The following is an 18149-nucleotide window of genomic DNA, read 5'->3' on the forward strand; positions in this document are numbered from 1 at the left end:
GCGTTTCAGATTGAAAAACAGCAGCTGAGGAATGCTGCAGTTTGGAGTGACATCCAGTCACTCCAAACTGTGGGACAGCAGTGGGCCATTGGCCCGTTTTTTTTATGCCTGACGTCGGCTCAGGAAGCCTGACGCACCCATACTTCCACGCGGCGGTTCTTGGTTTTACCATCGTTACCGGTCAGTGAGGCCACTGGCAGGTTATCGCCATAGCCGACAGACGCTTTCGGGTAAATACCATAGCGGACCAGCTCACGACGCACGGCCATAGCGCGCAGTTTGGACAGCAGGTCCGAGCGCTTTTCCGATTTTTTGGTATCACCAAAGCCTACCAGCACCAGCTCAGCACCCGGATTCGCATGCAGATAATCGACCAGACGCTCCAGATCTTTCAGCGCTTTGTTATCCAGTTTGGCACTGCCAGCATGGAAGCGAAAGTTGATGGTCAGACGCTTGGCATCGGTAGTGATATCACGGAAATCCTTGGGTAATTCAGAGTAGAACTCGGGCACTACCGCTTTCAGTTCCTGTGAAATAAACCCTGTGTCCGCCACAATCTGCTGACCTGCATTTTCCAGTGCAAACGCCATGAACTCAGACACGTAAGGATTTTGCGGATTTTCGTCGGTGTACATAAACAAGCGACGGGACAACGCATAGTCTTCAGTGGCAACAGTCAGTTTATTTGGCAGCAGAGACTTGGCAGCACCATCAGAAACAGATACCAGTTTCGACTGGCGTACCGAAGACAAACCAACAAAGCCAATGCCGTTTACATCACCGCTGACGGTGTCTGACAGGTCAGCGTTAGATTCGAAGCGCTGAGCGGTTTCGATCAATGCTTTTTTACCCAGTACCATGCTCTTGAAACTATCCCAGGTACCGGATTTATCATCACGGGCATAGACATGAATCGGCCCTATACGACCACCCAGCTCAGCCCAATCCTGGTATTCGCCAGAAAAGATACCAGCAATTTCCTGCACACTGAGATCATTCACCGGGTTATCCGGGTGAACAATAATCGCTAGGCCATCGATACCGATGATGTGTTCGCTTTGCGGGCTACGCACATCCATTTTATGTAGCAGAAGGTTCGCTTCTTTATCTTTGGCTGGGCGCGACGCTGCTGCAATATCAGCATCACCATTAAACAAGCCTTTGAAGCCTGTGCCTGAACCGTGAGCAGCCACCAGCACCGATACTGGCTGACCAGTGGCATCAACCACCGCCGTGATCAGAGTTTCGTTTTCCGCACTCTCCTGACGCTGAATTTTGTCAGCACCTTTGGCTCGCAGATACGCTTCAATCAGATTCGGCGCCAGCTCGGCACCAATGGTGTTAGACCCATGAATGGTCAGCAGACGTTCGTTATCCAGCCATTGATCCCCGAAAGGCGCCGGAGCAGCAAACAGCGAGGCCGAAAACAGCACCAGCAGGGAGGCGGAAATACAACGAAGAAACATGGCCGTAATAATCCTGTTCATATGAGTATGATTTTCGGCCGCCATCTTGTGCGGCAAATGTTACAGAATTATTACAGTTGCTTTAATTTTTAGAAAAACTGTTTTAAAACAGATAGTTACAAAGAAAGGTCGTTCCAATCGCAATCAGTGAACGGCGTCATGGACATGGCTCAGCTGTATATCACGATACGGTTCTTCATTAACCATACGCGCCATATTACGCAGTGTGTAATACGGATTATCAACCACCACACTGTTGATTAACCATGACGGCAGGCCGCCACCAGGCTCTGCATGGACCTGATAGGTTACCTTCACCATATCGCCCTCTTGCACAGCGAAGGTCCAGCGCCCGTTCATCCGCGGAATGCGGATGTAATCATCATTGGCAGGAAAACCATCGGGACGGGCTGTCATATTAATCACGACATTACCCTGCTCATCCTGACTGAGTTCGCTCAGGAAGATACTGTCGCGGTCGGTAACCGGCCATGGCGCATCTGACACCATATACAACAGCTTTCGTTGCGGAGAGTAGGCTTCGATCAGTTCCAGTGCTTTGCACTGATGCAACCAGTTCGGCGCCTGCGATGTATCCTCCACCAGCGCCACCAGAGATGGAATCCGCGCACGAAGCGTCATTTCACCACGAAACTCTCTCAGTTCAGAACCCGGAACATCGCGCAGGAACACCTGAATGGCGCGTCGCTTGTCTTCTTTTACCAGCTCCCAGTCAGCGGCTACGGACTGGAACACCGGCAACAGCAGCAGACTCAATACAAACAACAGACGCATTAAACCCCCAGGATTTGGCAATGAGCCGTCAGAATGCCCGCGCTCAGCGTCAGGGAACAGGTTAACATCGGACAAAGGCGACAGCGCTTTGCTCAGTGACCACCCTGGCAATTTGGTGACGCTGGAACATTGGCTGAAAGCCATTCCTGCGGCGTATAAAGGTGCAGAGCCAGAGCATGAACCGGCCCGGCCAGCTCGTCTTTGAGCAGTGCATATACCTTCTGATGGCGGGCAACCGCACGCAGGCCATCAAACGCCTCACTGACCAGCACCAGCTTAAAATGTGAGTCGGTAGCCGGGCCGGCATGCATATGGCTCTCGTTCAGCAGTTCAATGTGCTGCGGGTTCAGTTCTGCCACCTTGCTCTGAATCGTTTCGGCGATGCTCATAAATACCTCATCTGTTTTCTCTGTCGCCCATGATAAATCAGCTGTCGGCGGAAATCAGTTCCGGGAGTTGAGCAGACCCCGCTAAGCCGATACAGTATCGGGCTGTTTAACCCACTTACCGGACGGATGTTCATATGCAGGATATCGATACCACCAGCACCCAGTCTCTGATCGACCGCTACTATGAAGAAGAGAAAGCGCAGCGTGAACTTGAACAAACGCTGGCCTCTTTCACCATGCGCGTTGATGCCAACGATCTGGCGATGCTGAACATGATCGCCCGCCGTTTCCGCAAAACCCGTGAAGAGGTGGCGCAGGAAGTACTTTCTAACGCCCTTATTGACCTGTTTGCACGTGTTGAAGCGGGTGAACGTAAGCTGATGGCTCGTGATGCAGACGATGCTGCCCGTTCAGTCGCCAATGAAATTGCCGAAGAGAACGGCCTGCCGGGTATCGATTTCAAGCCAGGCTACTGGGCCAACAACGATCGCCAGATCACCAAGATTGAGCGCAAGAAGGCAAAGTTAGCGGAACAGGCTGAGAAAGAAGAGCCAATCGCGATGAATGACGATGCCAACGACGACACCATGGAAGCTGAAACTCAGCAAGCACCGGTTGAAATGGAAAATGAAGTCGTTGAAAGCAGCGCTGGCAATGACAGCGACGCTGAAGAAGTGGTAAGCGAAGACAATCAGGAAGCGGCACAGCCAGTTTCCGTATTCGGTTAATCGCCCTGGCCGGGGCAGCCCGGCCGCTATCCGGTGCTTATTTGCGCCAGATCCTGAGCTCCCGGAACTCTCCGGGGCCAGCCTCCATCCAGAACAGCTCCATCTGGTCAGAGAACACAAACTTATTTCCCAGTAAAAAGCCCGCCCTGCGCCGCCCCGAAACCGTTGCGGATGCCTGACGTCCCTGCTTTTTTGCCGTGTTAGCAAAGTCTTCCGGTAACAGATCCATAGATGTCTCCAAGCCGAATAGATTCACAACGTTCTGACTACGCTGAGAGTAACCCGTCATTGTGACAGCCCGGTGTATCGCACTACCCTTTTACCAACGGAATGCATCCGAAAACAGGCCCTTCTGCATCCTGATGGCGGTGAGCGGTTGCTCTCCACTGGCCTTGCTTTACAATGTGCCGCCCTTTTAACGTTCCGTCAATTGAGAAAGCGCACTATGGCCATCCAATGGTTCCCGGGTCACATGAACAAGGCCCGCAAGAAAATCAGTGAGGCAATGCCGGAAATCGATCTGGTGATCGAGGTTCTGGACGCCCGCCTGCCATGGTCCAGCATGAACCCTCTGGTTGACGAACTGCGCGGCGATAAAACCTGCATCAAGATTCTGAACAAAGCCGATCTGGCGGACCCGGAAGTGACCCAGCAGTGGGTGGACTACTTCAGTGGCCAGATGAACACCAAAGCAATGCCTCTGGTGGCAGAAGATCGCAAACAGGTTAAGAAACTGGTGACACTGTGCAAACAGCTGGCAAGTAATAAGCTGGATAAAAAGCAAACCGCCAAGATCATGATCATGGGGATTCCCAATGTGGGTAAATCCACGCTGATCAATGCGCTGGCTGGCCGCTACATTGCCAAAACCGGCAACGAGCCCGCGGTAACCAAAGCCAACCAGATGATCGATCTTAAGAACGGTCTGATCCTGTCGGATACCCCGGGGATTCTGTGGCCAAAATTTGAGAATGAGCACAGTGGCTACCGTCTGGCCGCCAGCGGCGCGGTTAAGGATACGGCAATGGAATACACCGATGTCGCGACCTTTACCCTGGGTTACCTGCTGACGGCTTACCCGAAAGAGTTAACCGAGCGCTTTAAACTGAAGGCGCTGCCGGAAACAGCGCAGGAAGCGATGCATACCATTGCAGCGAAGCGCGGTTGTTTACGCCCCGGCGGTATAGCTGATCTGCACAAAGTGTCGGAACTGGTACTGCACGAAATGCGGTCGGGAAAGATTGGCCGGATTTCACTGGAAAACCCGCAGGTGGTAGAAGCCGAGCTGGCAGTCATTGAAGCCCGGCGTCTGGAGGAAGAAGCCCTCAGGCTTGCTGCTGAATCGCCTGATAAACCTGCGTAAAAGTATTCCACGACGGATCTTCATCCGCCACCACCTCAATCGGATACAGTCCTTCACCGGTTGGAATCTGATTGAGGCCTTCTTTCAGCACCTCAAGGTCACGACAGTAGATAATCCACTGGTTCACCCCATCGTGGGCAATGACCATGCTCACCAGTGCATTACCAGCCGGTTCCAGCTGTTGTTGCAGATGTTCAGAGAAAGTCAGAATGCGGCTTTGTTCGCTCAGCGCCGGAAATCCTGTGCTGTCGTCCACACTGTCAGCCTGCCAGGCAATCTGAACACAGATCTCCATATGATCAGCGTCCCGCACGGTTTCCCAGTCTTCGCGGTACTGAATGCTGATTGGCTTATCGTGCAGGCTACCGGACGCACGGATCCATCGGTTATTCGCCAGCATTTCTTATTCCTTTTTGTTTGGTCTTTCTCAGATTAATAGAAAACCAATCAAAAGCAACAGGTTAACGCCGCCGTTATGCCCTTCAGAGCAGGTTCAGCGGCAGTTTCAGGTAGGCCACACCATTGTCCTCTGCGTCAGGAAACGCCCCCGCACGGATATTGACCTGCAGCGACGGCAGAATCAGCCGCGGCATTTCCAGTCCGGCATCACGACTTTCGCGCATACCAATGAACTGATCACGTGATACGCCATCCTTCATATGAATGTTAGCGGCCTTCTGTTCTCTGACCGTCACACTGGACTGGATCGGGCGCCCTTCCGGCGGATAGTCATGGCACAGATGCAGCACAACATCGTCACCCAACGCCAGAAGACGCTTCACCGAATCGTAAAGGGTCCCCGCATCTCCGCCCGGGAAGTCACAGCGGGCACTGCCCACATCGGGCATAAAAATGGTATCGCCAACAAAAACATCACGCTCTTCAACCACCAGACTCATACAGGCCGGCGTATGACCGGGTGTGGCCATAGCACGGATAACCGTCTCGCCCAGCGAGAGGCTTTCACCATCGGCCAGCAACAGATCAAACTGATGACCATCGGCGAGGAAACGTTCACCCTCATTGAAGATTTTCCTGAAGGTCGCCTGCACTGTGGTTATCGGCTTGCCGATAACAATACGCGCACCCGTTTGCTTGCGGATGTAATCAGCCGCAGTCAGGTGATCTGCATGGGCGTGCGTTTCCAGAACGTAGTCAATCGTCAGCGACTGTTTACCGACCTGACTCAGAATGGCATCGATAAAGTCGGTACCGGTTCGTCCGGACTTCTGATCAAAATCCAGCACCGGGTCAATCACAGCCACTGTCTGACTGCCTTCATCAACCAATATATGGGTAAAGGTGAAAGTATCGTCGTGAAAGAAGCTTTCTATCCGGTAGCTCATTGATCTGACTCCTGAAATTTAACTTGATTATATTAGCATATTCTTATTTAGCAATATTTGATATACACTGTACAGGTTAATGCGTCACCGAGTATAGAAGATGGAAGCGAGCAAACTGCCCGACAATCAGGCTCTGGACCGCCATCGTCAGGAGGCCGTGCGCCTGCTGAAAGCGCTGGCGAATGAACATCGCCTGAACATTCTGTGCTGTCTTCGTCATGGTGAAGTCTCGGTGAGTGATCTGTCGCAACGTCTCCCGCTGAGTCAGTCGGCATTGTCTCAGCACCTTGCCTGGCTAAGAGCCGAACATCTGGTACATACCCGTCGCTGCGCTCAGAACGTCTATTATCAGCTTAGTGACGATAAGGCCGAACGTATCATTAACGTTCTCAACGGACTGTACTGCGAATGCGCCAATGAAACTGAGTAATACCTTACAGGGATATCAGAAAGACTGGCTCAGTGCTGATATCAGCGCCGGCCTGATTGTTGCCATCGTCATCGTCCCACAGGCCATCGCTTATGCCATGCTGGCCGGCCTGCCCCCACAAAGTGGTTTGTATGCGGCATTACTGCCAGCCATATTTTATGCACTGGCGGGCACCAGCCCGACACTGGCTGTTGGACCGGTAGCCGTTGTGTCACTGATGACACTGGAATCGGTGAAAGCGTTCGCCGCTCCAGGCAGCGACGATTTTATTGCTTTGTCCGCGACCCTTGCCCTGCTGGTGGCAGCCTTCTATCTGCTGTATTTCATGGTTGATCTGGGACGCTGGACCACCTTTATCAGTCATTCTGTTATTTCTGCATTCACCAGTGCAGCAGCCATTCTGATTCTGCTGAATCAGATAAAGTACTTTACCGGCCTGAGCATTCCGCGTTCAGGGCACGTGTGGGAACCACTGACCTATTCTGCCAGCCACTCATCAGAGATTGTGCCGCAGGCACTGATGATTTCTGTGCTCGGTCTGCTTCTGTTGTGGGGCTGGCAACGCTACGCTGCCAGGCTGCTGGCGCGTTCTGCACTGCCGAAATCAGTGACTAATATTCTGGCTAAAGCCGGGCCACTGCTGCTGGTTGGCGGAGGTATTATTGCCACGCAAGCGGGTCAGTTACCGGTGAGTACCGTAGGGCATATTCCTGGTGGACTGCCCAGCCTGCAATTTCCTGCTTTATTCTCACATGACTGGCAGGGCCTACTGCCGTCAGCGGCGGTGATTGCCTTAATTGGTTATCTGGAAAGTCTGTCGGTGGGTAATTCTATGGCCCGTGCCCAAGGGATTCGCCTGCAAGCCAACCAGGAACTACTGGCTCTGGCGCTGGCCAATGCCGCCTCCGCCATCAGCCGGGGCTACCCGGTAGCCGGTGGTTTTGGTCGCAGCATGGTGAATTTCAGCGCCGGTGCCCGCAGTCAGATGAGCAGTATTGTCATGGCTTCGACTCTGGCACTGGTCTGCCTGTTTGCCACTGACTGGTTCGCAACGCTGCCCCACGCCATCCTCGGTGTCATAGTCGCGCTGGCGGTCTGGCCGTTGATTCGTTTTCAGGATGGCTGGCATGCCTGGCGTTTTCGTAAAAGCGACGGTCTGGTGTGGCTTGCGACCTTTACAGCCGTGCTGCTAATGGGTGCGGAACAAGGCATTCTGCTCGGAATGATGCTGTCGCTGGCGCTCTATCTGAAACGCACCAGTGAACCGCACATCGCAGAAATAGGCCGCTTCGCCGACAGTGATCACTTCCGTAATGTCCTGCGCCACCAGGTCACCACGTGCCCGGAAGTGCTGATGGTACGGATTGATGAAAATCTCTACTTCGCCAACAGTCAGTTTCTGCTGGACTACATTGCCCAACGTCTGCAGGACAAGCCACAGGTACGTCACGTGGTACTGGTCGGCAGTGCCATTAACTACATCGACTTCAGTGGTTTTGAAGCCCTTAGCCACCTGTTGAGCGAGTTACATGACAAGCAGATTGAGCTGCACCTTGCCGAATTCAAAGGGCCGGTGATGGACCAGATTAATAAGACCGATCTGCTTGAACGGCTACAACCCGGACGAGTTTTCTTTACAGCCAGCGAGGCACTACGCCATCTGGGGAACGTATGACGAAAACATCGGACAGCAAAGCAGACAGCAGCAAAGCGCAAGACGCAGACAAAAACCACGAACGCCCGGCGCGCTATGAGGTGGTTGCGCAACGCGGTGGCGCCAGAATCCGGGTGCGCTACCGTGAAGGCAGCCGCACAGATGACTGCCAGCTGTGCAAATAATTGTCAGCTTTCCTTTTCCCTGCAAATTGACGGTTAATTAAGCCTCTTTCTCCCGGTATCATGCGGACAGTCTGATATTGCGGAGTCATGCATGAATACCACCTACCTGATCCTGATTGTGCTGGCGTTAATTATTATTGCAGCACTATCAGTCTACGCGCTGCACCTGACCCGTAAGGTGAAAGCAGTGGAGCAGCGTCAGGCCGAAGAAGAAGCTGAAGCCGCACTTAATCTGCGCAACAAGCAGCTGGAACTGGTTTCTGATATTCGTTTTATTGCCCGCTCGGTGCTGGAAGCGCAATGCGAAATCACCGAAGGCGTACTGCGTTTGCATTATCTGATCCAGGCACTGGACCCGGATACCTGGCTGCAGGATGAACTGACAACCCTGCGCCAGCACTATAACGCCACCTCAGCGATGCCGATTCTCGACGCCTATAAACAGCTGAGCAAAAAAGAACAGTTCCGACTCGATAAAGAGCGCCTGACCCTGGAAGATCAGCACAAAAACGCTATTGAACGTGAACTGAAATGGCTGGTCAGCCACTCATTCCCAACCGTAACTCTGATTCAGTAATTAAAAAGGAAGTCGTATGAAAAATGCAGGATGGATTGCACTGGCCTCAATGCTGACACTGGCAGCGCCAATAGCCCAGGCAGAATGGACATTACAGAAGGGGTCTGAACTGAACTTTCTGACCACTAAAAATACACACCTGACCGAAGTGCACACTTTCCGAACTCTGGTTGGTCGTCTGCAGGATAACGGCTCAGCCACCCTGAGCATCGATCTCACCAGCATCGACTCAGCGATTCCGGTACGCGACCAGCGTATGCGTGATGTACTGTTTGAAACTGCGCGCTTTGCCACTGCCGACATCAGCACACAGCTTGATCCGGTGCTTATGCAGCAGGTACAGAAAGGTGAATCTGTGCGCACTACCCTCACCGGCAACCTGTCCCTGCATGGCTCTGAAAGCCCGCTGGAAGCACTGGTTCAGATAACCCCGGCCAGTAACGGAACCATCCTGGTATCGACAATTGCTCCGGTGATGGTCCAGTCAGACGACTTTGCGCTGGCAGAAGGCATCCGCAAACTGCGGGATATTGCCGGTCTGAAAGCAATCAGCGAAGTAGTGCCGGTGAACTTCACCCTGATATTTGCCAATCAGGCGCAGTAAACAGGCACTCTGCCAAACTCAGGCCCGAGCGCGTTTTTTAACGCGCTTGAGCACATTCTCCAGATCCGACACCGTATCGTTCATCGACTCCATCACGGCCGTATTCAACGCCGACTCAATCAGCACGGACAAACTGCCGAACGGGTAGTCACCAATTTTCTTGCATAAATCATCGCCAATTTCGCTACGGAACTGTTCGATAATTTTCTCTGCATGTTTCTTATGTGGACGATCCTGCATACAGCCTCCTTAACAGTCCATCGACTGTGTCGCCGGTTGAATAATTAAAGGATCCGGATCGAGATTCAGCGAGTCTGATTTATTCGTGTAATCAAGCTGCGACAAGACATAACGCATCGTATTCAGACGCGCACGTTTCTTGTCATCGGAGCGCACAACCGTCCATGGTGCATCCATGTGATTGGTGTAATAGAACATAGCCTCTTTGGCTTCGGTGTAATCATCCCATTTATCCAGCGATGCCAGGTCAATCGGACTCAGTTTCCATTGTTTCAGCGGGTCTACCTGGCGACTCTGAAAGCGCCTTAGCTGCTCATGACGACTGACTGAAAACCAGAACTTAAATAAGCGAATACCGGAACGGACAAACATCCGTTCCAGCTCCGGCACTTCGCGCATAAATTCGAGATAATCGTTGTTGGAACAAAATCCCATTACGCGCTCAACACCCGCGCGGTTATACCAGGAACGGTCAAACATCACGATCTCACCGGCCGCAGGCAGGTGCTTGATATAACGCTGAAAGTACCACTGTGTTTTTTCAGTTTCCGACGGTTTTTCCAGCGCGACAACACGCGCTCCCCGAGGATTCATGTGTTCCATAAAGCGCTTAATCGTACCGCCCTTGCCGGCAGCATCACGCCCTTCAAATACAATGACGACTTTTTGTCCTGTTTCTTTTACCCAGCCCTGCATCTTCAGCAGTTCAATCTGCAGTTGCTGCTTCTCGCGCTCATACTGACTGCGGGACAAACGCTCACCGTAAGGCAGATGTGGCGTAGGATCTTCAGGCCCCGGCTGTGGAATTATCAGGGGCAAATGATTCTTTTCCATGTCTGTCATGGCACCTCCGGAAAGCAGATCGTTGTTACTTAAACTGTAGCCCGAAGTGTCAGTCCTGACGCCTGACTCAGATCACTGTTCGGCACAGACAAAACGGTTACGGCCGTTCTTTTTGGCCTGATAAAGGTAGGTATCGAGGTGATCGATAATCTGTGTCAGGGTCAACGGTGAATGAGGCCTCGACGTCACCGGTACATAACTGCCGGACGCCGTCATTGCTACCTGACGGCCCTGATCATTGAGCACGACCATGGTGCGGATTGCCTCCTGAATCCGCTGCACAACGGCTTCCAGCTGATCCGGCTGGCAGCCCGGCAGCAAAACAGCAAACTCTTCTCCGCCCAGACGGCCAATATGATCAGTCGGGCGCAAAATCCCCTTCATGGTACGACACAGCATCTTCAGTGCTCTGTCACCGGTGCCGTGACCATGCACATCATTCACCTGTTTAAAGTGATCAAGGTCGAGAAGAATCATGGAGAAAATATGGTACTGACGCTGGCCTCGGGCCCACTCGCGCTCATAGGCCCGCTCAAAGCCACGACGATTTTCGGCACCCGTCAGCGGATCGGTCAGGGCCAGACGGGCCTGCTCTTCCGACTGCTTGACCATAACCATACAAGCAGCAATCACAGCGGCCAGATGCTGCATGAAATCAGTCGCCATGCCGCTGCGGAAACGATCATCACTGCAGGAGTAAAGGCGCAGCTGTCCCAGATAAACCTCATTGCGTAACAGTGGCAATGCTAATCCGCTTTTCCAGGGTGGTGGAGGAGTAACAGCTGAGGCTTCAATCACTGGTACACGGGCCTGGAACTCAAGCTGGTTGAGCAGCACGCCCTGCTCAATATCGAGTGACTGCAGCATGGCAGCTTTGAGCTCGCCATCCGGATCGCAGACTTTCAGCGTGGCAGCATCCAGCTCAAACTGTGCTGGCAGGCCATCAAGCAACAGCGTCAGAAAATCGAACCAGGTCTGACAGGACAACAGCTGCAGTTCAAATGCCTGCAACCGTCTTAGCAGAGCTTCATTGCGTCGTGCATTGTCCAGTAATTCCTGTAAGTCCACTGACTACTGCTCCTCAGATCATCAAAAGAGTATAGTTGCTTCCTGTCAGAACGCTCAGAATCAGGCCTTCTAAAAAAATATTTGCTAAACTTGCCCGCTTTCATTTACCAGAATTTTCATGAAATCATCTGTCCTGATATTTGATTCCGGCGTCGGTGGTCTGAGCATCCTGAGCGAAATCCGCCAGAAGACGCCAGCACCAGACCTGTTCTATCTGATGGATAATGCGTTTTTTCCATACGGAATCAAACCCGATGATGTTCTTATTTCACGAATTCTGAGTGTTTGCCTGAAAGCCGTTGACCAGTTGTCACCGGATGTCCTGGTGATTGCCTGCAACACTGCAAGCACACTGGTCCTTGATGAGCTTCGTAGCCGACTGAGCATTCCCGTGGTTGGAGTGGTTCCGGCCATTAAAGTTGCAGCTGAGCTGACACCAGATAACCGTATCGGCCTGCTGGCTACCCCGGCGACGGTCAACCGCCCCTACACCGACCGACTGATCAGCGACTTTGCCTCCCATTGTGAAGTGACCCGCTTCGGCAGCTCCCATCTGGTGCAGTGGGCGGAGGACTATCTGATCAGTGGTGACGTTCCAGCAGAACTTTTTGGCCACCTGAACCCATGGCTGCAACAGCATCCGATGAGCCACATAGTGCTCGGCTGTACCCACTTCCCGCTGCTGCGTGATGCGATGGAATCGCTATGGCCGGAGACCTGTTGGGTGGACTCAGGCGAGGCCATAGCACGTCGCGTTGCCTCATTGATGAGCGCGCAGAATGACACAGATTCAGGTAAACTCAGCCTCTTCTGGACTGACGCAGAAAAGCCGCCGCAAGGGGCGTTACGCTATTTGCAGCGCCTGGGTGAGGTTCTACAATCCGGACCATTAAGCATATAAAAACCTATACAACTTTTTGCGTGTATAAGTTTTTCAAATTTGAGTAAACTACTCAGGTATTTTAACCACACGGAAATCACATGTCTGAACTTGAATCCCTGTACCGCAAGGTATTGAAAGAACTTGGGGAAGATACAGAGCGGGAAGGCCTGCTCGATACGCCAAAGCGTGCCGCTAAAGCAATGAAGTTCCTCACCAGCGGCTATGAGACCGAACTGTCTGACGTGGTAAACAACGCTGTATTCAGCAGCGACAACGACGAAATGGTGGTGGTTCAGGGCATCGAATTCTATTCTCTGTGTGAGCACCACGTTCTGCCGTTTATCGGCCGCTGCCACATCGGTTACCTGCCAAACGGTAAAGTCCTTGGCCTGTCTAAGTTCGCCCGCATCGTAGACATGTTCGCCCGTCGCCTGCAGATTCAGGAGAACCTGACCAAGCAGATCGCTGAAGCGGTGGAAGAAGTCACTGGCTGCCGTGGCGTCGGTGTCATTATCGAAGCCCAGCATATGTGCATGATGATGCGCGGTGTGCAGAAGCAGAACTCGATGATGCGTACATCTGTGATGAAAGGTGCGTTCCGCGAGCAGCAAGCGACCCGTGAAGAGTTCATGCGCCTGGCAGGAATCTGAAGCACTGAAGCGGAGGTCAGATGTCAGCAACGGATTGGTGGATCTGGCCCCTCATTCTCTACACATTCGGGGCCATTGCAGCTCTGGATGCCCTGTGGCAGGGGCGAACGGCCCAGGGAACTATAGCCTGGGTGCTGGGCCTGCTGCTCATGCCGGTTGTCACCCTGCCCCTTTATGCTTTTTTCGGTAGCCGCCGCTTACATGGCTACCTGCGTGCGCGCCGTCATGGTGACCACAAACTCAGTTTTATAGCCGAAGATATCCTCTCAGCCCTGCAGAAAAATGCCGCCGCCACTGATGCGATGACGCAACCGCTGAATAACCTGTTCCGCCTGCCGATGACTCGTGGCAATCAGTGCGAGTTACTGCGGTCGGGGCATGCAACCTTTGACGCCATGTTCCGCAGCATTGCACAGGCAAAACACTATGTGTGCGTGCAGTTCTACATTATCCGCGATGATGAGTCCGGAACAGCGCTGGCCGATGCACTGTGCGAAAAGGCACAGGCTGGCGTCGCCACCTTTCTGTTGTACGACGAAATCGGTAGCCACGGCCTGAGCCGTAAATACCTGAAACGTTTACGTGAGGCCGGTGTGCGGGTATCGCGCTTTAACCCGCTGCAATTGCGTAATCGTATGCAGCTGAATTTCCGCAACCACCGCAAGCTGGTGATCTGCGATGGCAATACCGCATTCGTCGGTGGCTACAATCTGGGAAACGAGTACCTCAGTAACGAGCAGCTCAGCTGGCGGGATACTCATCTTAAAATCCTTGGCCCGGCCACGCTGGCCTTTCAGCAGGCGTTTATTGAGGACTGGCACTGGGCGACGGGCTACATCCCATCCATTCGCTGGGACATGCCGGCCCCTTGTGGTGACTCTGATGTCATGTGCATTGCCACCGGCCCGGCCGATGAAACCGAAAGCGCCAGCCTGTACTTCAGCCATCTGATTCATCAGGCTCGCCAGCGTTGCTGGTTAGTCAGTCCGTATTTCGTTCCGGATCAGAATCTGTTGTCAGCGATACAACTCGCCGGACTCCGGGGCCTGGACATCCGTATTCTGTTGCCACAAAAAACAGATAATTGGTTGGTGCAGCAGGCAATGCGCAGCTACATAACGCCACTCAGTCGTTGTAACGTGAAGTTCTATACCTACGAAGCTGGCTTCCTGCACCAGAAAGTAATTCTGATCGACGATGAGTGGACCAGCATCGGTAGTGCCAATCTGGATAACCGTTCACTGCGTATTAATTTTGAAATTGGCGCGCTTATTCGCGACCGGAAACTGGCGAAGCAGACTGAAGACATGCTCAACGACGATTTTGCTGCCTCCCGTCCGACCAGTATCCACCGCCACTGGTGGTCTGTATTACTGGCTAAAACCAGCCGTTTACTGTCTCCGCTGCTCTGATTGGCCCATACCGCCATAGCATCTGCCTGTTAGCCGGTCCCAGAATGGTCTGAGGATGTTCAGAACAGGGAAGCTGCTATGAAACCTGCTATTTTGACCGCACTGCTGGCACTCGCCCCCATCGCAGATGCCCGCACGATCGCCAACTTTGAATTTTCCGAAGTTATTCCTGAAACCCAGTCTCACCCTGAAATGGCGCTTAACGGTGCTGCCATTCGTACTATGTATTATCTCGTCGATGCCTACGTCGGCCTGATGTATGTTGAAAACCCCAGTGACGACCCTGACTACCTGATTACTCAGGACACCCATAAACGTGTGGTCTACCACATCCTGGTCAACCGCGTTTCAGGGCGACGTATCGCATCCGCTATGTACGATGCGATGCAGCTTAACCTGTCGGAGCAGGAAGCCGCGGCACTATCCGATCGACTCGACCAGTTGGTTACTATGTTTGACAGTAAAATGGAACGTGGTGACGTGGGCTATGTTGAGTACATTCCCGGCAAGGGTTCAAAAGTTGTCATAAAAGGCGAAGAGAAAGGCATCATTCCCGGCAAAGACCTGTTTGATGCTCTGATGAAAATCTGGATTGGCGAATACCCGGTCACGCACAAATTCAAACGCGGCATTCTCGGTCTCGACCATTCAGAAGAACAGATAACAACCGTCGAATGAAATAAAAAAGCCACGCTATGCGTGGCTTTTTTGTGTAGCAGAAGTCGTTATCAGAACTTCATACCAGCGCCGACCATAACAACCAGAGGATCGATTTCCACTTCCATGCCATCAGCAGCACTACCTTTAACTTCGGTATCAATATCCATTTTCCAGACAGCGGCATTTACCAGCCACTTATCGTCGATCATGTAATCAACGCCAGCGGAATAAGTCAGACCCCAGCTAGGTTTCAGGCCTTTAATACCCAGACCAGCTTCATCTTTTTCGTCAAAGAAGAAGGTATGGTTCAGACCCAGACCGATGTACGGCTGCAGCTTAGAGGCAGCGTCCATTGGGTAATACTGAGCAGAAACCGTTGGCGGCAGATGTTTAACTGTTACCAGATCCGTACCATCAAGATCACCACCTTTAACGGAAGCTGTGTGCTCAAAAGGAGTCGCGGCAAGCACTTCAACACCGAAGTTATTAGTAACCATATACACACCAGTGATACCCAGCTGCACATTGGAATCAATCTCCATGCTGCTGTTATCTGCCTTTGCCAACACCAAGCTGGTCACTGCAGACGTATCCGCACTATTGTCTTTAGGTGCTACGTTAACGAGACCTGCTTTAACAATGATATCGCCTGCTTCATAGGCCAGAGCTGGCATTGCGGACAGGGCTACGGCGCTGGCTAACAGAGTTTTCATCAATTTCATTGTGTATTCCTTCATCTGTGCTCTCGAAAAGATGAGGCCAGATTAACGGAAGGCAGATTGGCCAGTTTGACGTAAATCAAGAAATAAAAATGGTGGGTTTTATACCCATAAGAAAATTGTGCTAAGTCAAATTCCCTACACATTCATCCCAATCAGGCCAGCGAATGGCACAACTATTTCATCTGAAAACTGCACAATGGAATACATTACCGTAGTGAAACTGCGCGGTTTCCCGCTATAGTTGGCTTAAAGGATTTCTGGCAAACGCTCACATCTATGAATAAATTTTCGACTGTTATCGGTCAGCGTCTTCTGTCCTATCTGCTGGCCTTCAGTTTTATCACTGCTCTGGCCGCATTTGCTTTCATTCTGAAGGGGGACTATGAACGCAGCCTGAGTGGCTACGACCAGAGCGTTGTACAGATCCGCAACAGTTACCAGAAGAGCATCAGCTACAGCCTCTGGAACTTTGACTATCGGCAGATCGAAGCGCAGCTGCTCGGTATCCTGAACTTTCCCGGTGTGGTCTATGTATTTATAGAAAACGAAGATGAGGTTCTGCACAGTGCCGGCGATGCCTACAGCCATACAGACCAGCATTTCAACTTTCCCCTTGATTATGAAAGTGCCGGCCAGGCGTATCACCTTGGGAATCTGCACATCAGCATCGACCACACCCAACTGCACAATGAGATAAAACAGAAAGCCCTTAATATCCTTGCTATTCAGTTCGTAAAAACCTTTTCCATTGCCGTATTTATTCTGTTTATCGTCCATCGCATCATTACCCGGCGCCTGGCACAGATGGCCGACTGGGCAAAGAAGTTTCATCTGAACAATCTCGATACTCCGCTGACCACCGACCACTCCAGTGACTCTGCTGATGAGATCACCATGGTGGTGGATGCCGTCAACGACATGCGCTACCGCCTGCAGCAGGATCTGTCACTACAGGAAAAATCGCGGCGCGAGATTGAACATGTAAAAGAGCAACTGAGTATCGCCATCAACAATGCCGCCATTGGCTTCTGTACTTACCACGTCAACCTCGATCAGTTTATTGGCAATGCGCATTTTGCATCTCAGTTCGGGATTACCGAATACGAGCTGGAAAACCTGCCGCATCCGATGGATGCCCTGCTCGGGCGTATCGCAGGACCGGATGCGGTACAACAAAGAGAGCGCATTAATAAGTTGTTGCTGGGACGTCTGAACCGGGTTCAGGACAGTTTTGAAGTGCGAAACTTTCGCGACGAACAACGTTTTCTCGACATTACTCTGCAAATCACTCGTTACGAAGATACACGGCCAAGGCAGATTCTCATTTGTGTCACTGACCGTACCAGTGAATCACTGGCGTTGGCCAAAGCGCGCGACCTGGCAGTATCCCTGGAAAACAAAGTGACGCAGCGGACCGAAGAGCTCTATAACGAGCAGCAGCGCGCACGAGCTATGATTCGCCAACTGGAACATGAGCTGGATCGCACGCAGAATCAGGAGCAGATGGCTCAGCAGAAGAAAATCAATGAGTTATTGCTGCGCCAGTTGAGTGGTGCTTGTGGGGATAGCCCGGAGACAGAAGGACGTAGCCTGAATGCCATAAGAGAATATCTGGCGGTGTCGGCTTCTGATGCCCGTGAAAGCGTGAACCTCACCAGCTGCGTCAAACACTGGTTTGAAGAGAATCCGCCAACCGCAATCGACTACGAACTGAAGTTACCGTTTTCGCTGATTATTGAAGAAAACCCTGATTTGCTGGGATTCCTGTTCAAACACCTGATCATTAATGAACCCGCCATTCAGCTCAGTCAGGCATTGAGTATTACCTTGCGCCTGGCCGGCGATACCGTCGAGTTTACTGCCGACTATCAGTTGCAAAAAGAACTCCCTCCGGCCGACGAGAGCTATCAGGATATCAGCGAACTGTGCCAGCAGATTCTCGCCATGCGCTTCAGCGGACATCTGAATTCTGAACAGATAGACGAACATACATTGCGTAAGCGCTACACCATGGCTATGCGCAACTTATAAAAAAAGCGGGCAATGCCCGCTGCTGTCCCACAGTTTGGAGTGACTGGATGTCACTCCAAACTGCAGCATTCCTCAGCTGCTGTTTTTCAATCTGAAACGCCTT

General features: G+C 52.1%; 22 protein-coding genes. 12 read left to right on the plus strand and 10 right to left on the minus strand.

The features are described from left to right. Nucleotides 1–119 precede the first annotated feature (119 nt). From I9W95_RS03940 to I9W95_RS03950, 3 genes are all read right to left on the minus strand, one after another. Nucleotides 120–1487 carry a substrate-binding domain-containing protein gene (locus tag I9W95_RS03940; protein ID WP_225672068.1) on the minus strand — a complete coding sequence of 456 codons (1368 nt, stop codon included), beginning with the start codon at nt 1485–1487 and terminating at the stop codon, nt 120–122. Between the two features lie 123 nt (nt 1488–1610). After that, nucleotides 1611–2261, minus strand: a complete 651-nt coding sequence (locus I9W95_RS03945) for an START domain-containing protein (protein WP_225672070.1) — start codon at nt 2259–2261, stop codon at nt 1611–1613. 92 nt (nt 2262–2353) lie between these two features. Then, nucleotides 2354–2650, minus strand: a complete 297-nt coding sequence (locus I9W95_RS03950; protein ID WP_225672072.1) for a BolA family protein — start codon at nt 2648–2650, stop codon at nt 2354–2356. 134 nt (nt 2651–2784) lie between these two features. Between I9W95_RS03950 and I9W95_RS03955 the strand changes: the two genes are divergently transcribed. Continuing rightward, nucleotides 2785–3378 (plus strand): hypothetical protein, encoded by a 594-nt coding sequence (locus I9W95_RS03955; protein WP_225672074.1) that lies wholly within the window; start codon nt 2785–2787, stop codon nt 3376–3378. 37 nt (nt 3379–3415) lie between these two features. Here the strand turns inward: I9W95_RS03955 and I9W95_RS03960 are convergent, their stop codons facing one another. After that, nucleotides 3416–3607 (minus strand): hypothetical protein, encoded by a 192-nt coding sequence (locus tag I9W95_RS03960; RefSeq protein WP_225672076.1) that lies wholly within the window; start codon nt 3605–3607, stop codon nt 3416–3418. Nucleotides 3608–3823: 216 nt separating this feature from the next. Between I9W95_RS03960 and ylqF the strand changes: the two genes are divergently transcribed. Further along, nucleotides 3824–4741 (plus strand): ribosome biogenesis GTPase YlqF, encoded by a 918-nt coding sequence (gene ylqF, locus I9W95_RS03965; protein ID WP_225672078.1) that lies wholly within the window; start codon nt 3824–3826, stop codon nt 4739–4741. On the opposite strand, the gene I9W95_RS03970 is transcribed toward ylqF, so the two are convergent. After that, on the minus strand, nt 4704–5141 hold the full coding sequence (locus I9W95_RS03970) for a DUF695 domain-containing protein (RefSeq protein ID WP_225672080.1): 438 nt from the start codon (nt 5139–5141) through the stop codon (nt 4704–4706). The genes ylqF and I9W95_RS03970 overlap by 38 nt on opposite strands. Nucleotides 5142–5223: 82 nt before the next feature. After that, entirely contained in the window at nt 5224–6087 is an 864-nt protein-coding gene (locus tag I9W95_RS03975) for an MBL fold metallo-hydrolase (RefSeq protein WP_225672082.1), read from the minus strand. A gap of 100 nt (nt 6088–6187) precedes the next feature. Between I9W95_RS03975 and I9W95_RS03980 the strand changes: the two genes are divergently transcribed. The 5 genes from I9W95_RS03980 (at nt 6188) to I9W95_RS04000 (ending at nt 9537) form a co-directional block, all read left to right on the plus strand. After that, the gene (locus I9W95_RS03980; protein ID WP_225672084.1) at nt 6188–6517 is read left to right on the plus strand and encodes an ArsR/SmtB family transcription factor; all 330 of its coding nucleotides are present in this window, start codon (nt 6188–6190) and stop codon (nt 6515–6517) included. Further along, the gene (locus I9W95_RS03985; RefSeq protein WP_225672087.1) at nt 6504–8192 is read left to right on the plus strand and encodes a SulP family inorganic anion transporter; all 1689 of its coding nucleotides are present in this window, start codon (nt 6504–6506) and stop codon (nt 8190–8192) included. The genes I9W95_RS03980 and I9W95_RS03985 overlap by 14 nt, the downstream gene beginning before the upstream one ends. Further along, nucleotides 8189–8356, plus strand: a complete 168-nt coding sequence (locus I9W95_RS03990) for a hypothetical protein (protein ID WP_225672088.1) — start codon at nt 8189–8191, stop codon at nt 8354–8356. Before I9W95_RS03985 ends, I9W95_RS03990 begins: the two co-directional genes overlap by 4 nt. A gap of 91 nt (nt 8357–8447) precedes the next feature. Beyond that, the gene (locus tag I9W95_RS03995; protein ID WP_225672091.1) at nt 8448–8933 is read left to right on the plus strand and encodes a DUF2489 domain-containing protein; all 486 of its coding nucleotides are present in this window, start codon (nt 8448–8450) and stop codon (nt 8931–8933) included. Between the two features lie 16 nt (nt 8934–8949). After that, a complete protein-coding gene (locus tag I9W95_RS04000) occupies nt 8950–9537 on the plus strand; it encodes a YceI family protein (protein ID WP_225672093.1) in 588 nt (195 codons plus the stop codon). 18 nt (nt 9538–9555) lie between these two features. Here I9W95_RS04000 and I9W95_RS04005 read toward each other — a convergent pair whose 3' ends face one another. From I9W95_RS04005 to I9W95_RS18465, 3 genes are all read right to left on the minus strand, one after another. Beyond that, nucleotides 9556–9777 (minus strand): hypothetical protein, encoded by a 222-nt coding sequence (locus I9W95_RS04005; protein WP_225672095.1) that lies wholly within the window; start codon nt 9775–9777, stop codon nt 9556–9558. Nucleotides 9778–9786: 9 nt separating this feature from the next. After that, nucleotides 9787–10620: a polyphosphate kinase 2 gene (ppk2, locus tag I9W95_RS04010; protein WP_225672096.1), complete on the minus strand. Its 834-nt coding sequence runs from the start codon at nt 10618–10620 to the stop codon at nt 9787–9789. Nucleotides 10621–10692: 72 nt separating this feature from the next. Beyond that, nucleotides 10693–11688 carry a GGDEF domain-containing protein gene (locus I9W95_RS18465; protein ID WP_318653590.1) on the minus strand — a complete coding sequence of 332 codons (996 nt, stop codon included), beginning with the start codon at nt 11686–11688 and terminating at the stop codon, nt 10693–10695. A 118-nt stretch (nt 11689–11806) separates the two neighbouring features. Between I9W95_RS18465 and murI the strand changes: the two genes are divergently transcribed. The 4 genes from murI (at nt 11807) to I9W95_RS04035 (ending at nt 15311) form a co-directional block, all read left to right on the plus strand. Then, nucleotides 11807–12589, plus strand: coding sequence for a glutamate racemase (gene murI, locus I9W95_RS04020; protein WP_225672098.1), 783 nt, complete (start codon nt 11807–11809; stop codon nt 12587–12589). An 80-nt stretch (nt 12590–12669) separates the two neighbouring features. Beyond that, nucleotides 12670–13221: a GTP cyclohydrolase I FolE gene (gene folE, locus I9W95_RS04025; RefSeq protein ID WP_225672101.1), complete on the plus strand. Its 552-nt coding sequence runs from the start codon at nt 12670–12672 to the stop codon at nt 13219–13221. Nucleotides 13222–13241: 20 nt separating this feature from the next. Continuing rightward, nucleotides 13242–14633 carry a cardiolipin synthase gene (cls, locus tag I9W95_RS04030; RefSeq protein ID WP_225672103.1) on the plus strand — a complete coding sequence of 464 codons (1392 nt, stop codon included), beginning with the start codon at nt 13242–13244 and terminating at the stop codon, nt 14631–14633. Between the two features lie 78 nt (nt 14634–14711). Next, a complete protein-coding gene (locus I9W95_RS04035; protein ID WP_225672104.1) occupies nt 14712–15311 on the plus strand; it encodes a chalcone isomerase family protein in 600 nt (199 codons plus the stop codon). 50 nt (nt 15312–15361) lie between these two features. On the opposite strand, the gene I9W95_RS04040 is transcribed toward I9W95_RS04035, so the two are convergent. Next, nucleotides 15362–16015 (minus strand): OmpW/AlkL family protein, encoded by a 654-nt coding sequence (locus I9W95_RS04040; protein ID WP_225672106.1) that lies wholly within the window; start codon nt 16013–16015, stop codon nt 15362–15364. Between the two features lie 276 nt (nt 16016–16291). Between I9W95_RS04040 and I9W95_RS04045 the strand changes: the two genes are divergently transcribed. Further along, nucleotides 16292–18046 (plus strand): hypothetical protein, encoded by a 1755-nt coding sequence (locus tag I9W95_RS04045; RefSeq protein ID WP_225672108.1) that lies wholly within the window; start codon nt 16292–16294, stop codon nt 18044–18046. Nucleotides 18047–18149 lie beyond the last annotated feature (103 nt).

The organism is Thalassolituus marinus (assembly GCF_020320395.1).
GTDB classification, from domain to species: domain Bacteria; phylum Pseudomonadota; class Gammaproteobacteria; order Pseudomonadales; family Oceanobacteraceae; genus Venatoribacter; species Venatoribacter marinus.

Excerpts from the sequence above, each read along its gene's own strand:
- folE (WP_225672101.1), top strand. The coding sequence starts at position 12,670 with ATGTCTGAACTTGAATCCCTGTACCGCAAGGTATTGAAAGAACTTGGG.
- I9W95_RS03960 (WP_225672076.1), bottom strand. The coding sequence starts at position 3,607 with ATGGATCTGTTACCGGAAGACTTTGCTAACACGGCAAAAAAGCAGGGA.
- I9W95_RS03995 (WP_225672091.1), top strand. The coding sequence starts at position 8,448 with ATGAATACCACCTACCTGATCCTGATTGTGCTGGCGTTAATTATTATT.
- cls (WP_225672103.1), top strand. The coding sequence starts at position 13,242 with ATGTCAGCAACGGATTGGTGGATCTGGCCCCTCATTCTCTACACATTC.
- I9W95_RS03950 (WP_225672072.1), bottom strand. The coding sequence starts at position 2,650 with ATGAGCATCGCCGAAACGATTCAGAGCAAGGTGGCAGAACTGAACCCG.
- I9W95_RS03990 (WP_225672088.1), top strand. The coding sequence starts at position 8,189 with ATGACGAAAACATCGGACAGCAAAGCAGACAGCAGCAAAGCGCAAGAC.
- I9W95_RS03955 (WP_225672074.1), top strand. The coding sequence starts at position 2,785 with ATGCAGGATATCGATACCACCAGCACCCAGTCTCTGATCGACCGCTAC.
- I9W95_RS04040 (WP_225672106.1), bottom strand. The coding sequence starts at position 16,015 with ATGAAATTGATGAAAACTCTGTTAGCCAGCGCCGTAGCCCTGTCCGCA.
- I9W95_RS04035 (WP_225672104.1), top strand. The coding sequence starts at position 14,712 with ATGAAACCTGCTATTTTGACCGCACTGCTGGCACTCGCCCCCATCGCA.
- I9W95_RS03940 (WP_225672068.1), bottom strand. The coding sequence starts at position 1,487 with ATGAACAGGATTATTACGGCCATGTTTCTTCGTTGTATTTCCGCCTCC.
- I9W95_RS04005 (WP_225672095.1), bottom strand. The coding sequence starts at position 9,777 with ATGCAGGATCGTCCACATAAGAAACATGCAGAGAAAATTATCGAACAG.
- I9W95_RS03975 (WP_225672082.1), bottom strand. The coding sequence starts at position 6,087 with ATGAGCTACCGGATAGAAAGCTTCTTTCACGACGATACTTTCACCTTT.
- I9W95_RS04000 (WP_225672093.1), top strand. The coding sequence starts at position 8,950 with ATGAAAAATGCAGGATGGATTGCACTGGCCTCAATGCTGACACTGGCA.
- I9W95_RS03980 (WP_225672084.1), top strand. The coding sequence starts at position 6,188 with ATGGAAGCGAGCAAACTGCCCGACAATCAGGCTCTGGACCGCCATCGT.
- murI (WP_225672098.1), top strand. The coding sequence starts at position 11,807 with ATGAAATCATCTGTCCTGATATTTGATTCCGGCGTCGGTGGTCTGAGC.
- I9W95_RS03985 (WP_225672087.1), top strand. The coding sequence starts at position 6,504 with ATGAAACTGAGTAATACCTTACAGGGATATCAGAAAGACTGGCTCAGT.
- ylqF (WP_225672078.1), top strand. The coding sequence starts at position 3,824 with ATGGCCATCCAATGGTTCCCGGGTCACATGAACAAGGCCCGCAAGAAA.
- I9W95_RS03945 (WP_225672070.1), bottom strand. The coding sequence starts at position 2,261 with ATGCGTCTGTTGTTTGTATTGAGTCTGCTGCTGTTGCCGGTGTTCCAG.
- I9W95_RS03970 (WP_225672080.1), bottom strand. The coding sequence starts at position 5,141 with ATGCTGGCGAATAACCGATGGATCCGTGCGTCCGGTAGCCTGCACGAT.
- ppk2 (WP_225672096.1), bottom strand. The coding sequence starts at position 10,620 with ATGACAGACATGGAAAAGAATCATTTGCCCCTGATAATTCCACAGCCG.
- I9W95_RS04045 (WP_225672108.1), top strand. The coding sequence starts at position 16,292 with ATGAATAAATTTTCGACTGTTATCGGTCAGCGTCTTCTGTCCTATCTG.